Annotated in this window: 10 protein-coding genes and 1 pseudogene; 8 read left to right on the top strand and 3 right to left on the bottom strand. The window is 38.7% G+C overall.

Translation table 11 applies throughout. The annotated features are described in order from the left end of the window. Window positions 1-143 precede the first annotated feature (143 nt). The 3 genes and pseudogenes from JIG41_RS04545 to JIG41_RS04535 form a co-directional block, all read right to left on the bottom strand. Window positions 144-332, bottom strand: a pseudogene (locus JIG41_RS04545) (helix-turn-helix transcriptional regulator); the annotation flags it as partial. 216 nt (window positions 333-548) lie between these two features. Continuing rightward, window positions 549-1763: a type II toxin-antitoxin system HipA family toxin gene (locus JIG41_RS04540; protein WP_063530061.1), complete on the bottom strand. Its 1215-nt coding sequence runs from the start codon at window positions 1761-1763 to the stop codon at window positions 549-551. Then, entirely contained in the window at window positions 1756-2076 is a 321-nt protein-coding gene (locus JIG41_RS04535; RefSeq protein WP_063530062.1) for a helix-turn-helix domain-containing protein, read from the bottom strand. The genes JIG41_RS04540 and JIG41_RS04535 overlap by 8 nt, the downstream gene beginning before the upstream one ends. Before the next feature lie 484 nt (window positions 2077-2560). On the opposite strand from JIG41_RS04535, the gene JIG41_RS04530 reads away from it, so the two are divergent. The 8 genes from JIG41_RS04530 to JIG41_RS04490 all read left to right on the top strand — a co-directional run bounded on the left by JIG41_RS04530 (window position 2561) and on the right by JIG41_RS04490 (window position 14722). Next, the gene (locus JIG41_RS04530) at window positions 2561-4066 is read left to right on the top strand and encodes a potassium/proton antiporter (RefSeq protein WP_138558467.1); all 1506 of its coding nucleotides are present in this window, start codon (window positions 2561-2563) and stop codon (window positions 4064-4066) included. Window positions 4067-4799: 733 nt separating this feature from the next. Beyond that, window positions 4800-10391 carry a hypothetical protein gene (locus JIG41_RS04520; RefSeq protein WP_138558468.1) on the top strand — a complete coding sequence of 1864 codons (5592 nt, stop codon included), beginning with the start codon at window positions 4800-4802 and terminating at the stop codon, window positions 10389-10391. A 274-nt stretch (window positions 10392-10665) separates the two neighbouring features. Beyond that, a complete protein-coding gene (locus JIG41_RS04515; RefSeq protein ID WP_063528107.1) occupies window positions 10666-10998 on the top strand; it encodes a type II toxin-antitoxin system RelE/ParE family toxin in 333 nt (110 codons plus the stop codon). A 73-nt stretch (window positions 10999-11071) separates the two neighbouring features. Beyond that, entirely contained in the window at window positions 11072-11383 is a 312-nt protein-coding gene (locus tag JIG41_RS04510; protein WP_063528106.1) for a helix-turn-helix domain-containing protein, read from the top strand. 484 nt (window positions 11384-11867) lie between these two features. Beyond that, window positions 11868-12368 carry a signal peptidase I gene (lepB, locus tag JIG41_RS04505; protein ID WP_051501951.1) on the top strand — a complete coding sequence of 167 codons (501 nt, stop codon included), beginning with the start codon at window positions 11868-11870 and terminating at the stop codon, window positions 12366-12368. Next, the gene (locus JIG41_RS04500; protein WP_063528105.1) at window positions 12355-13533 is read left to right on the top strand and encodes a TrbC family F-type conjugative pilus assembly protein; all 1179 of its coding nucleotides are present in this window, start codon (window positions 12355-12357) and stop codon (window positions 13531-13533) included. The genes lepB and JIG41_RS04500 overlap by 14 nt, the downstream gene beginning before the upstream one ends. Continuing rightward, on the top strand, window positions 13530-13679 hold the full coding sequence (locus JIG41_RS04495) for a hypothetical protein (protein WP_171040457.1): 150 nt from the start codon (window positions 13530-13532) through the stop codon (window positions 13677-13679). Before JIG41_RS04500 ends, JIG41_RS04495 begins: the two co-directional genes overlap by 4 nt. Next, window positions 13679-14722, top strand: a complete 1044-nt coding sequence (locus JIG41_RS04490; RefSeq protein WP_063528104.1) for a TraU family protein — start codon at window positions 13679-13681, stop codon at window positions 14720-14722. The genes JIG41_RS04495 and JIG41_RS04490 overlap by 1 nt, the downstream gene beginning before the upstream one ends. The last annotated feature ends 178 nt before the right edge of the window (window positions 14723-14900 follow it).

The raw sequence follows: 14900 nt of genomic DNA, 5'->3' as shown, positions 1-14900 counted from the left end.
GTCAGGTAGGAGAAACTTACGCGATGATAAAGGCGTTGAACAAACTCACTGGGCTAGGCATGCCTGAAACTTACCGTGTAGTTTAATATTCAAACGATTATGAGGAGCTTTGCTCGCTGAATCGATTTAGGAAACAAAGCCCCTTGGCGCTTGTCTCTTTGCACATAACCTTCAATGTGCCACAGCTTGTTTCGTGTATTTCGGTTGATACGAGGTTGCGGCAAGCTACCATCTTTTATTCTTCGCCAGAGCGTCGTATAGCTAATGTGGTAACGAGCCATCACTTCGTAAGATGTTAGAAAAGGGGTTACCTGGTGCGCTACTGCTGTCATCTGTATTCTCCTGAAAATCAATGTAAAGCTATCATCGCCTGGTTCATCACTTGTTGATGGTCAGAAAGATGCATGATTTGTTCAGAAGATCAGCCTTATCATGACACCGGTATCATTGTGCAGTTTACCAAATTTCCAGTTTACGGCGAAAAGTGCCGTAAAATCGCATTAAGTTAAACCATCTTTATCAATATGCACGCTCTAGCTACTAGGAATTCAGCGTAGCGGTATACTTCGTAAATGCATTTCAATGGCTTCAATGACTGACTTAGTAAGGGGTAAATGCGCTTTTTCTTTCGCCCATACCTCATGGAAGCCTGCTACGGTTTGTTTGGCTGTATCTAACACCAATTTTTCTGGCAACATGGCTTTAGCCGCTAAGTGTGATAGCTCATCCAGCGTGAAATCGCTGAATCTCTTGCTACGGCTCACCTTCAGCGATGCACTATCATCGGGGATATAAGGAATGGTTGAAACAAAGTCATAAGCAGGCGCAATCGATGCGGTGCGCTTATCTTTGTAGATCACAGACCAATTCTTCAAATGCATATCCGCATTGCCAATTAAGGTATTGAACACCAGTCGGCGAGTAAATTCAGCAATGTCTTCGTCTTGCCCTTCAATACCGATAACCTGAGCAATATTTCGCATACTGGCTTTTTTGTACTTATCTTGAGGATAAACGCCAAACACTTGCGCAAAGTCCTCAATGTGAACAGCTTGACCATCTGCACGGTCAAAACGCTTGATCACAAAAGCGCTATCACCAAATTTGCCAATGCCATTTGGGATATTAGTAATCCGATTAATAGGGAGTAGCTGCGTTTCTGGCACGTCCATTCCCAACATTCGAGCCAGTTCCATCATTGAATATTCATTTTCTGGCACAGCGTCAAATCGAGATGACGGCAACTTCACAATCCAAGAGCCACCTTTACCAGTTGCTGGAATGGTCAAGCCGCCGTTAGCCTGTTGCACGGCTGAAAACTTCAACTGCACACCCGCCAATGAGAAGCGCATCGGCGCTTCAATTTTCGTTTCATCGTCAATGCCTTGATGCACATTAGGTGGCAGCGCTTCACCACCCGCCGGTTCAACCGTGATCGCGCCAGCTAAATCCTGCCCTAGCACCCACAATAGAAAAAACTCCCGTGCTGGGTTCACACCAGCACGCTCAGCCAGGTAATTACGCATGGTTTCTTCTGGTAAAAGGTTGGAGAAAAACGGGGTTAACTTAGTTTGGGTAGGTTTGAAGCTAGTCAGCAGGCCACCGAGCGAATCTTTAAAGCCAAGCCCTAACACAGGCCGCGATTCGTCATTAATGTACGAATCCATAAAGGCAAAAAGTGTTCTGTCATTACCCACGTTGGTGATCGTTGCGATCGGTTCACCATAGAGCAACACGTTGAGCGTAGAGACATGGTTAGTCATCGTCGTCTTCCTCTAACTGATACGCGGGCGACATTGGCTCACCCTCATCGCTGATGCCGTTAATACCTTGGCCACTTCGAATGATCGACTTGATGGCAGGTACAGACTTTTTAGGCGCAACCAATAGCTCTAGGTCTAGTACACGGGCAAGTGCAATCAAACTGGATATTCTTAAATCAACACTGCCAGACTCGATTTTCGAAATATGGCTTTGAGGCACACCCGAACGAGTACTTAACTCTCTCTGGCTAAACCCCTTTCGTACCCGAGCTTCTCGAAGACTTTCTAGTATCTGCTCTGTTACATAGCTCATTTCGATACGCCTTAATGCATCACTTAAGAATAATTATATACAGAAACATATCACAGTAACTCAAACAACACAAATTCGATTAGCTATTACATATCAAAATCCATTATCTGATACATAATTACATATAAGTAGAAGGAGATTTTTGTCATCGACAAAAGAGCGATACTCTCGCTGATAATCGCGAACTGACGCATCAAACTCCCTAAGTACTTTTGTCGCTCAGCCCTTATACAGCAAGGGCTACAGAAGAACTCGCGTCAAATCGCCAGAAGATAAGTGCAACAAAGAGGAAGTTTGTACACAGTTACAGGAAATTTTGTACACACAAGTCGAAAAACAAGTGCAAAATGATGGTGTAAACAGCAACTAAATTTGAAGGTAAGTCTGATATCTCAATTAGAAATAACCGTATTGGTTCGCTTCAACGTCGTCAGCAACATCATGCACTTGGAGAGCTTAGATAGCGTTCGGCTAAGTAATAGCAATGTTATGTACTCGTAAAACTACATTTAATGTCAGCTTAAAACCGGCACTTTCTTTAGCAACATTTGGTGTCATTATAACAGCTGCAATTACGGGATGGGCTGCTCACTTAATTCTCAAGCTACCATGGCAAGAAGGTCTTTTAATTGGAGCGATTGTTGCCTCAACTGATGCGGCTGCCGTTTTTGGGTTAATTAGAAATGCTGGGTTTGAGTTGAAAGAACGTACAAGCGCTACGCTGGAAATTGAATCTGGTTCAAATGATCCAATGGCAATATTTCTTACTATTACTCTTGTTCAAATTCTACAAATAAACAGTAGTAAAATTGAGGGATGGCTGTTCATCATAGAACTTGTCCGTCAAATGGGACTTGGCTTGATAATCGGGTTTGCTGGAGGAAAACTGCTAGCTAATTTGTTGCGATATTTATCATTACCTTCATCATTATATCCTTTATTAGCATTTGCTGGTGGGTTGAGCTTGTTTGGATTCACGACTCTTTTAGGTGGGAGTGGTTTTCTAGCAATTTTTATCATTGGTGCAATAGTAGGAAATACATCGCTATCATATAGTGACGACATTAATAAGTTTCATGATGGTATTGCTTGGTTAAGTCAGATTGGAATGTTTTTAATGTTAGGATTATTAATTACGCCAACTAATTTAATACCAATCATTATCCCAGCTTTGGCTATTGCTTTCGTACTTATTTTCATTGCAAGGCCTTTAGCGGTTTTTTTATCTTTAATACCATTTCACTTCCCATGGAGAGAACAGGTGTTTATTGGATGGTGTGGTTTAAGAGGCGCTGTCCCTATAATTTTAGCCTTATTTCCTTCCTTAGCAGGACTAGAACATACTCAGACTTACTTTGAATTGGTTTTTTTTGTAGTTTTGATTTCACTGCTTGTTCAAGGTTGGACGATTTCACCGTTGGCTAAATTTCTTCAAGTAGATTTACCTCCTGCAGCAAAGGAACCTGAATATTTACATTTATCGATAAGGGATGAAAAGGAAAAGGAGCTCTTTATTTATACCGTGCTAGAAGGGTGTAAGGCAGAAGGCGTAACAGTAGACTCAATTTTCTCAATGAAAGGGGACCAGGTTGTAGGTGTAGTACGCAATGGTAGCCTTTTAAATGATTATGAACAGCATGCATTAGTTTGTAAGGATCAAGTGATTATATTGGCCTCAAATACTGAGCGAATTGAAATAGGTAAGTTTTTTGGTCCTGTTATTTTATCAAATAACCTTGGGTACGATGACTTTTTTGGTGAGTTTGATTTAAACCCTGAAGCAAAATTGATTGATTTAGCAAATGCTTATGGAGTTGATGCGAGTTCTTTCGATAAGGATCTTAGTTTAGAGCAATATATTTTGAATCAATTTCATGGAAAACCTGTAGTGGGTGATCAAGTTAAATTAGACTTTATTTGCCTTATAGTGAAAGGCGTTGAAAATAAAAAAATTATTTCAATCGGATTAAAGCTAAAATCGTCAAGTTAACTAAATTGTGAACTACCCATCGGCGCCGCTTCGCGTCGAACAATGTGCTTCTGCAGTCTAACTTTTGGGAGCTAGGCTGCTTCTTTTGTCTCAGCTTCCCCAGCAAACTTCGATAACTCGAAGACTTTCGTTTTGATAGCTGATTTATGCTGATATATGGGATTAACCCTGGCGACGATTCCAGCCGCAATTCAGTCAAACTTACCAGGATTGGCTATGCTTTTAGCCGACGATAGATCTCGGTTTTGATGCGTTCCGCAAGCTACACAAGTGAAAAGTCTTTCATTCTATGTTAACACATGATGTTGGCCGCAATTTTCACAAATTCCAGTGGATTTTTAAAGAGACCTATTCCACGATAGAGCTAACCTTCTAGATTGGCTTTGTATTGCGAAAACTGAGTAATTAGCCCCATGATGTTATCAGCAATCATGCTACCATTAAACTTTTGTATCCCCTCTACGTTTAAATCTTCGAACACAAAATATCATTTTCATTGGCTATCTGTTCGAAACGCTTCTGCTGATAAAATTAGATATATATTAAGAACATGACTAACTGTTCCGATTTATCCCATCGACGCCATTTCGCGTTGGACAATGAGTTTTCTAGTAAATTTCGATAGGTTTAATTTAGTTGACATGAATTTTTCTTCTAATTCAATTTTTTTTCAGGCTTTATTGTTTGGCTAAGTTGGTAAGTTAACTTTGAGTAATTCCAACAAGGTCTAATAATGAGTTATTTAAAGGCAGCGGCTTTAACTACTTTGGTGTTTTCATTTAGCGCTATTGCTATCACAACTATCAAAGGAACGATGAATATCTACAAACCAGAATTTGTCATCGAGAACAAATCAGGCACACTTATTTCAAATGTAAAAAACTTCAAGCTTGAGGCTCGCCAAACTGTTTTAGACGATTACTGTACTGTCACTACAGATAACAATACAGCATTACAAGGGGGAACCTTAAGCGCTGGATATTGCTTATTTGAATGGAATAACACAGCCGGTTATTTAATTGATGGATTTAAAGTTGAAGGCGTTGCTTCCAATTCAGGTCCGAATAGTATTGGCTACTCAATTTATTATTATTCAGGGTCAGCAAAAGCTAAAAAGTTAGTTGATACAAAAAACTTTATTTTTAATTTTGCAGCTCCAGTTAAGCCGACTGTCCAAGGATACTCAGTTAAGCTTGGGAACTCATGGAAGAGCGTAGGTAGTCATACCAATTACAACCCCGCAAATAAGTTTTCTGCAGTTAGAGTTAATGTTGACGCAAGGGATTACAGTCAGAAGGTATCTATACCATCGCTTGGTAGCTGTACAGTAGAAAGTGGCGCTACTTCATGCGATATTTCATTTTCAGAAATAAAGCTTGGTGATGCTATTTCAAATAAAGTGGGCTCTTTAAGCTATCAAGTGTCAGTTGATTCGAGTCATAGTTATTGGGGAGTTAGTAACACCAAACATGCTTTAACTGTTCCTTGGAATTACCAACCAACAAAAATTGACCTTTTTGAGGTTAATTCTATGCCTGCTAGTTATGCGACAACAAAGACAATAAACGTTAATAGCAAATCAATTCAAGTTTCGAATAACACAGCTAAACTCGTTTTAAATAAGCCTTCAAGCGAGATTGTTGGCGATTGGTGGGCCCCATCTGAGTTAAATGTAAAATTCAGCCGAAACAGTCAGCCAACTATTTCAAGTGGCATCACCTATAGCGGGAATGTTCTATATACAAAAGATGGCTCACTAGTTACAGCAAATAAGACTATTACGAGCACTAAGAGAGAAAGTGTAAATGGTGCATATGTTTACACCTTCGATATGACGCAAATTGAAGATGGTTATTATGGTGCTTCTGTGGCTTTCACAAATTCAAGTGGCATCCCTTCCAACCAAAATTTTAATGGGTTAAGAATTAACAAAACGGCCCCAAAAATTGATATTTTCAAATCAGGTGTTAAGCAAAATAACAGCAGTAACTTTGCATACAATCAAGAGCTGGTAATTTCAACTTTCAATTCATTTACAGATGACGTTGACCTGGTATCGATTCAAGTTAATTCTTCTAACGTTGCTTTTAACAAGCCAAAAATTGGTGTTGCCACAATACCTGACACTGTTATTTTCAAAAATGGCTTAAATACAATAAAAGTTACGGTCAAGGATACTCTGGGACATTTATATTCCAGAACAATCACACTAAATAAAGTTCAAGATGAAATCGAGTTTAAGATTAACAATTTAGGTGGTCGATTAGTATCTCACGTAAAAGAGTCTAGTTTTGAAGCAGTCCAAACTAAGTTTTCAGGTTTCTGTGACATTGTGACTAATGAAGCGGTTGCAATTGGTACCAATAATAATGTATCTGGAAAGTGTTATTTTGAATGGGTTGGTATGGATGAGCTTGATAGAGATAACTTTTCTCTGAAAGGTCGATTGAGAATGAGCGGAGTTGTGCCTGTTGGGTATAAAGTGTTTGCCTATTTTGGCGCGGAGAAAGAGAAAACACTAATCAAGTCTGGAACTACATCTTTTAACGTCGAGGCCCCAATTGCGCCTGAGCTAACAAAATATTCTATTTATGTAGGGAGTAAATGGATCGACAATAATAGCGATGTTAATCACGATCCAAACGCTCAGGTTAAAGCCATTTCAATCACTACTAAGCCAGTTAATTATTCACAACAGGTGATTGTCGATAATTTGGGGAGTTGTTTAATAAATGCTGGAAGTACATCCTGCACAATAAATATCACTCCTTATTTCCTTGGAAATAAAAATTACATTGGCTATGAGGATGGCATTGTTTCTCACCAGTTTAAGGTAAATTCAATTAATAAATACTTTACTGATAAAGAAATAAACTCACAAGCCATTGTAAGTTGGGAATATGCATACTCTCGGGTAGAGCAAGTAAAAGTTAATGCAAGGGCTAGTGGTTTGCCATTGAGCTTTGGCTTGTTAGGCGTTTCTATAGATGTTGAGAACGAAACAGCGAGAGTTGTATTTGATAAACCCTCTCCAGCTATATCAGGTACATGGTGGCTTCCTAAATCGATTGAACTTGAGTTTAAAGTTAGTGGTTCGCACGAAGTCCTTAAGGAACTTGAATTTGACGGTACTACTCTTTTTAAAAACGATAATATTACTGAAGGTGAAACTGTAATAGTAAAAAATCTAACCGGGCCTGAAGTTATTAATAACAAGTTTATTTATACAGCTGGTGTGCAGAGTGTACCAGATGGACACTACGATATTACGGTTACTTCAAAGTACTTATATTCAAAATCAGATAAAAAAGAATTTAAAAACGCTGCATTCTTATCTCGTAAGCAGCCATCAATTTCTATTTTCAGAAACAGCCAAAGTATGGAGGAAGATGATGAGTTCTACTTTGATAGTGAACTGTTAGTAGCAGGGTTTAATGGCTACGTAAATGGTGTCACTATTGAGAGTGTACAATCAAACGGCGTGCCATTAAGTTTAAATTCTGTTGGTGACGGTATTGTCACTATTAATGGCTTAACTCAGCAGTTATCACCAAAAGATAATGCAGAAATTAGTGTTGTAGTTAAAAACTCTTCAGGTGATAAATTTAATTATGATCTAAATGTTGTCTTTGCTCCTATGTCGTTTGATATAAAGCATCGTGAAAACGACTATCTACCGTTTAGACGAATTGAATTGGTTTATTTAGATTCTGAACAAGTGAGCGGCGAAGAGTGCCGGTTCTATAGTGAAAGAGACCTCGCGGTTAAATATGCGCGCAAAGGTGTTAAAAGCTGCATATTCAATTGGGTTAATTTACCAGAAGGCTTTGAAATATCATTGCGAGGTAGAACACCATCGGCTGTTGGTTATTTAGACAAAGCGCTTGTAGAAATTGAAAGCGATATCGAAATAATTAATGAGTTTGGTGAAACGCTGATCATACCTAATGAAAAAACACAGATTTCTTCTCAGGAACCAACAGGGATTTCAGTTGAAGCTAGCTCAAGGCGAGAACTTATAAACGGTTTTTATCCAGTTGAATACTCGGGTGGTGAAATTGTCAGAATGGGTACTGTATCGAGCCCTGGTTCATTAGATATGACATTCGACACCAAAGGGGTTAGCCAAACATTTCCGAAAAACCCTTCTACAAGAACAGGTGAAATATTTAGAACATCTGGTAGGTTCGATATGCCTTTTGAAGTTGAACGCAATCTATGGGAAGTATTCCCTATCGATTACAACGTTAAGTACCATAGAATTCCAGAAATAAATGCATCCCAAAGCATTAAAGCTTTAGTCGTTCCTGATAGCACACTTGGCGTTAATCTAGATTTTCAAGATGATCAGATCCTATCTACCGATGAAGTAACAGCTAAAATCAACCTTGGGAATTACAATCGAATCGATGGATGGGTTTATGACAAAAGCTCAATGGGTGAATGGGAAGTTTACATAGGTAAGTATGACAGAAGAAATATACCTGAACCATTAACAGAAACTGTCACAATTGATGCGAAAGGAGAAGCCTTCATAAAAATGCCGATGGAAGTTATTGGCGAAGAAAGTGGAATTTATGTTGCAGTAGCAAAAGCAAAAACACCTATACCTGATTATGAGTACTATATTCAGTCTGCTCGTGCATACTTTATTGTGTACAAAGGCACTAAAATTGAAGGGGAGCTAAAGGATGGCTTAATTAAGGGCCGGATACCATTGAGAGCTTCAGCAATTTACTCACCTGAAGACCGAGCAGATGTTGGATCACTTGGCCGAGTTGTGTGGGAAGTTTCAAGTAACGGTTCAGATTGGAGGGAGTCTACAGAACATAAAGATACTTTACGTTGGCGTAAGCGATATGAAAACGAAGAAATTGAATACTTGAGAGTTAAAGTTGAAAATAAGTTTACAGGCGAATGGTCAACTAGCGGTACTCTAAAAGTTGTTGCTTATGAAAAACCTGAACTATTAATTCAACAAACTAATGAAGTTCTATTTAATGAAGCTGCAAAGTTCGTTTTGTATGACGGAGATAACCTCGTTCAAAATGGGGATGGTGTTATCGAGTGGTCAACTGATAATCGTAAGTCTTGGTTCTCAGGTCCAGCAGAAATCTCATTCTATAAAGATGACTTTACAGGAAGAGATATCAATGCCCGAATGAAATATAACGGGATAGCAAGTGACAGTAGTTTGGGTGATGAAGCTTTTGTCGAAGCTAGGGCGCGATACTACTTCTTAAGAGCGCCACGATTCTATTTTGATTTAGATGTCCCTGATCTAGTAGAAGTCGGCTCTACACACCACATTAAAGGAAGCTCTTTCACAAGAACTGAGTCTATTAATGGTAGGACTCAAAACCAATGGGTGTTACCGGATGGGAAAGTAATAAATGATAGTGAATTTGACCTGACATTTAGTGAAAATCTTCTTGAAGGAAGAAACTTTATTCTGACTTATCAAGCTTGGGTAGAAGGTTCAAAACAAGAGACAATCAAAGAAACTAGAGTTCGAGTTAAGAGCTGGACATACGAGTTTCCTGAAATTGAACTAAACATGCCAGCTACAGTAAATTATATGCCTTCTAAACACATTGCATGGGTAGGTTTAGAGCGTCATTTTGCTCCTGGCGTCGAGTATACATATGAGCTACTAAAAACACCCGGAGTTAAAGTGTTAAATCAAGATGACGGCAAGTTTACTCTGCAGTTTTCCCAAGAAGGAATGAAAAATCTCACATTTAGGGTTACTAACAGCAGGGGACAAAGCAAAGAAGTAAGTCAAATTGTAGAAGTTTTACCTCCAACCCTATTAGAAATTGAGATCGTGCGTACATTCAGTAATGAATACCTGAGATATCCATTAGATGTATCACTTAGATCTCGTGTATGGCTTTCACATCCAGATGATAGAGTTTCAGTGTATAAATGGTACTTGGATGGCGCGCTTGTCATGGAAAGCAAGCGTTATAGAGAAAGTATTGGAGATTTATCTGTTGGTAATCATACTATCCGCGTTGATGTTGAAACTGAGTTTGGTCAGACAGGTTCGCAGTCATTTGAAGTGAGCGTGATACCAAATCAGAAACCAACCGGTAGTATTAATATGCATGAAACAGATCAAGTGTTTGAATTACATCTCAACTGTAATGACTCGGATGGTCGAATTGCTGCGACTACATGGCAGTTAAATGGTGAGTTACTAACGCATTCTCATAATATTATCCAATTCAGCAAGGATAAGCTAAAAGGCACAAATTATGTTGTAGGTAGATGTTATGACGATAGTTTTGAATTCATAGATATCACTCAGACAATTCATTAAATGATATGTGAATATGGCAGCTATTTTTACTGCCATATTCATAAAAAATGAACAACTTTTAATTGGGCTCAAATGTTGCTGAAAGGTTGAAAATTATTGAGCGGCTCGTTAGTAATCCATTTGGCCAAAAATGTTGATCATGGTGTTGTGGAGGATCTGTTTGGTCATGCATCGAGACAAGTTGTGACAGATAAATACAGCGGTAATCTACTGCAATTATCAGACGCCATTAATAGCGTATACTCAAGAATAAAAATGACAGGGCATTAGGAAGTTGAAAAAATTTAAGTTTATAAACAATCAATCAAAAAAAGAGTTTCTAGCGTTGCCCGATAAAATTCAAAAGCGCTTTGCAAATGATTTAAACGCTATTTGTCAAAACAAAGAGCCATTTAGCAAGTTTAAGCACTTAAAGGAAAGTGTAGGCATTGGTGCAGTTGAGCTAATAGAGAACGGCAGGCCAGCATATCGAACGATTTACGTTGCTAAGTTTGCAGATACAGTGTTCATCTTGCATTCGTTTACCAAGACGACTAACGGAGTCGATAAACAGGCTATGGACACTGCAAAGAAGCGGTACAAGCTAATGCAAAAAGAAACCAAATAAAAATATATCAACACTTGTATATATATCATTGTAGATATATAGTGCTTATAAGTTAATCAATAAGGTTTTTAAGATGACTCTTGAATACTCAAATATCTTTGATGCAATCACCGAAGATAAAGCAGAAGCCTCTGAATTACAGACACGATCAGATCTGATGATTGTCATTCGTGACATTATCAATGCCAAAAATTGGTCACAGGCCGACGCTGCTGCTCAATTAGGGCTAACGCAACCTCGCGTGAGCGATTTAGTTAATGGGCGAATTGAAAAGTTCAGCATTGATAAGCTAATGACTTGCTTGTATCGCATAGGTTTTCGTTTTAAGCCTGCGTTTGCTGATAATCAATTAACAATGGCTGTAGAAGCAGTTACAACTAACTAATGATTGGAATACGCATAAAGTAAGGTGCTAAAGCAAAGGCTGAACTTCAAGGTAATGCGGTGAGAGATATCGCTGGTTATCTCAAAAACTACTCTGCGGGTATAGAGTAACTAGCGAAAGAGATTTGACTTGACCATATAGATCTTTCGACTTTTGGGACACAGAAATTTAGAATTAGCTTCCACGACCTAGGAACCCTATACTTGATGGTATTGTTCAATTCTCTGAAATTGATGAGATATTAAAAACTTTAATTAAATAAGCACATTTAAGACAGAAAATGTATAAGTTACAAAAAAGGTAGCCTCAACCAAAGGCTACCTTTTTTATACTAGAGTTCTTTGGAGGAGACTTTAGTATGTCGTTAATGTACCACAAATACTTTCTTAATCGCCAAAAAAAAATTCAATACGAAAGAAAATCTCAGAATTACTCAAAAATCTCACTGTAGAATTTATTTACGTTCTCACAAAAACAATTAGCTATGAATAGCATAAAGTTGAAAAGCACAGTCATAGTATGCCTTACACTACTTGGCTTATATTGGTTAGCGGAATTATTTTTTGCTCGCTTCACATTTTCTTTTCCTACATTTCAAGAGCAATGTTTGTATGCTCACATGTTCATAGTCGACAATCGTGATAAGGATATTAAAAGGGGAGATTTAGTTGCATTCAAATTTAACAAGGAAGATAAAAATTTTGATAAAGGGTTGAACTTCATAAAAATTGCAGCTGGAGTTCCTGGCGATGAAATCAAGTTCTCGCCAAATGAAATGCTTGTAAATCGAGTCGAATCCAAAATTGCTGGAATGACGCATGCCATTAATTTCTTACAGTTAAACCCAAAAGAGTATGAGCGACAAATTACCTTGAATGAAAATGAATTCTTTATGGTTGGTGAGACTATTTATAGCTATGACAGCAGGTTTTGGGGGCCAATAAATGAAGAGGATATTTTGGGGAAAGCATATGCAATTTTTTAAGTCGATACTTTTGCTGTGTGCGTTCTCAGTCTCCGTAAGTGCCAATCAAAAAAACAAATATGATGTTTCTAGTTTTCAAGACGCTGCGAATAAGGCTGTCGAGAAAGCCAAAGAAAATGGGTGGTTAAAAGATATAGATAAGCCAACAATTCAAGAAAACGATATAGCTTTAGCCAAGTCAATTGCAGATCAGGCTGTTGTTATTTCCAGTGAAACAATGAAGAGAGCACTTCCACAACAACAAAATAAGATTGATTTATTAGAAGGTACAGATGGCGCTATTTTCGTAAGTTTCTCAATGCCCAGAAGAGCACTTATTGATGCCTTCCAAGTGGCCAAAGAGCATAACTTAACAATTTTATTTAGAGGGCTAGAAAAAGGGGCTACACACATATCATCGACGATGAAGCTTATTCAGAAATTAAGTGCCATATCAAAAGTAGAGCCAAATGTAGGAATAAACCCACTAAGATTTAAAGAGTTTAATGTAACCGGTGTACCAACTATCGTCATAAGAAATGGTAATAAGCATCTTATTGCTCCGGGCACATTGAATGCGCAATATGCAAAAGAGCAATTTGACCAAAAACAAGGCGATTTCAAGTTAGAGCCATTAGGCCAATTATTCAATATTGACGAACCTGACATCATAGAGCAAATGAAAGCTGCAGCAGGCAAGATTGATTGGGCTGAGAAGCAACGTTTAGCAAAAGAAAGGTTCTGGAAGAAATATAAAACTTACCCTCTCCCAACGTCAGAAGAATCTAAGCAATGGCTAATAGATACGACTGTTCGGGTAACTCAAGATATCAAAAATGGCCGTGGAGAAATATTGGCCCGAGCTGGCGACATAACAAACCTTTTAAAACAATACCCTATGCATTTAACCATTTTTGTAATTGATCCCTATGTGAAGTCACAGGTTGATTGGGTTAAGGAAGAATTAAAATCGATATCAGGACAGTTTCAGATTCATCTAACCCATATGGATAAAGACAAAGGGTGGGATGACCTTAGTAAGTTTCGAAATGAGTTTGGGGCACCAGTTTTCATTTTGCCTAAACAAGTTATTGAGAAATTCAAAGTGGAAGCTACACCAAGCAAAATCGAAACACAAAGCAATGGCTATTTACTGGTACGTCAATTCGATTGGAGTGAAAAATGAAATTAATTTTAGTTGGGTTAGGCGTTTTAGCTGGGATCTATTTAAGTTACGAGTACCCCACTGTAGCAAAGCAAATCTGGGATACCGCTTGGCATTACTTTCTAATCGCATTTAATTGGTTAGAGTCAAAAGTGGGTCAATTGTAATGCGCTTTACATTGATTTCCCTTATTTTCTTAGTCGCTTTATTTTCAACGCAAACAAAAGCTGAAGGTAACGCATGCAATAACGCGAATGTATTTAGCAACATAATAAATGAAGTTTGTTGGTCGTGCTTCTTACCAGTGCGATTGATGGGAGTAGGTCCAAAACCAAATGGGGCTGCACCTGACCAATCGATTTGTGCTTGTAATGATGCTCTTGGAATTCCGGAGTTTGGCTATCAACTAGGGTTTTGGCAGCCCTCTAGATTAGTCGAGCATGTGAGAGTTCCATGGTGTGCACCCGCATTAGGGGGAGTTAGGCTTCAGGATGATCTATTTTCATTGTCCACTGGAGTGGATGTTAAAAGTTCCGGTGGTGCAGATTTGGCAACGTACCAATACCATTACTATTCATACCCATTATTTGCGATGTTGGAAATTTTGTATTTGCCTAAATGTGGTGGTGAATATACAGATTTTGATTTGATGTACCTTAGCGAGATTGATCCAACTTGGAACAATGATTTGCTCTCAATTTTACTATCCCCAGAAGCATTTATATTTGCAAACCCAATTGCAAAAGCGTGGTGTACTGCGGATTGTGCCGCAATTACAGCAGGAGATGTTCAAGAATCTACATATGGTTGTGCTGGCTGCGACGGAAGTCTCTATCCATTTACTGGAAATGTTTATCACGGTGAGTCTGGGCCGCGTGTAACTTCTCTTTTGACACAACGTGTACTTGCGAGTTTGCACCGAAAGGGGTTGGCTAGAAAAACAATCGGAGAGGATGCAATGTGTAAACCCGAGTTTTGGCCAATGATCCCCAAATCCCAGTATAAGCTTTCGATGCTTCATCCCGTAGCAGAAGCTGATAGAAACTCCCCAAATGGTAAGTGCTGTCACCCATTGGGAGAGTCTGAACATAAATGGTCTACAGCGGCAGGTGGTAGAACCATCCCAGGTCTTGAAGACTACTTATATTTACTGTGGCGTTTTAATGACTGTTGCGTAATTAGCTCTGGTATCAATGCGCCTTCAGAATAGTGAGGAATTTAATGAAAAGCGAAGATTTTAGAAGTTTTTTGAACATTAGGCTTGCGCAATCTCACCCTTTCAAGGGCGAGTCAAGCAAGAGGTAACTAGTCTTTTTTCTGACTTAAAGCGCGTGAAGTTTTTACGGCTCTTTCACTTGGCGGTGTGTTTTGATTTTCAATGTACTGCT

The sequence above is a fragment of the Pseudoalteromonas sp. bablab_jr011 genome (assembly GCF_016464045.1).
Classification (GTDB): Bacteria; Pseudomonadota; Gammaproteobacteria; order Enterobacterales; family Alteromonadaceae; genus Pseudoalteromonas; species Pseudoalteromonas lipolytica.
This window is presented reverse-complemented; position numbering and strand designations above follow the sequence as displayed.

What these genes read in the sequence shown, in the direction of transcription:
- JIG41_RS04540 (WP_063530061.1), bottom strand. Translation starts at nt 1,763, where the DNA reads ATGACTAACCATGTCTCTACGCTCAACGTGTTGCTCTATGGTGAACCG.
- JIG41_RS04535 (WP_063530062.1), bottom strand. Translation starts at nt 2,076, where the DNA reads ATGAGCTATGTAACAGAGCAGATACTAGAAAGTCTTCGAGAAGCTCGG.
- JIG41_RS04530 (WP_138558467.1), top strand. Translation starts at nt 2,561, where the DNA reads ATGTTATGTACTCGTAAAACTACATTTAATGTCAGCTTAAAACCGGCA.
- JIG41_RS04520 (WP_138558468.1), top strand. Translation starts at nt 4,800, where the DNA reads ATGAGTTATTTAAAGGCAGCGGCTTTAACTACTTTGGTGTTTTCATTT.
- JIG41_RS04510 (WP_063528106.1), top strand. Translation starts at nt 11,072, where the DNA reads ATGACTCTTGAATACTCAAATATCTTTGATGCAATCACCGAAGATAAA.
- lepB (WP_051501951.1), top strand. Translation starts at nt 11,868, where the DNA reads ATGAATAGCATAAAGTTGAAAAGCACAGTCATAGTATGCCTTACACTA.
- JIG41_RS04500 (WP_063528105.1), top strand. Translation starts at nt 12,355, where the DNA reads ATGCAATTTTTTAAGTCGATACTTTTGCTGTGTGCGTTCTCAGTCTCC.
- JIG41_RS04495 (WP_171040457.1), top strand. Translation starts at nt 13,530, where the DNA reads ATGAAATTAATTTTAGTTGGGTTAGGCGTTTTAGCTGGGATCTATTTA.
- JIG41_RS04490 (WP_063528104.1), top strand. Translation starts at nt 13,679, where the DNA reads ATGCGCTTTACATTGATTTCCCTTATTTTCTTAGTCGCTTTATTTTCA.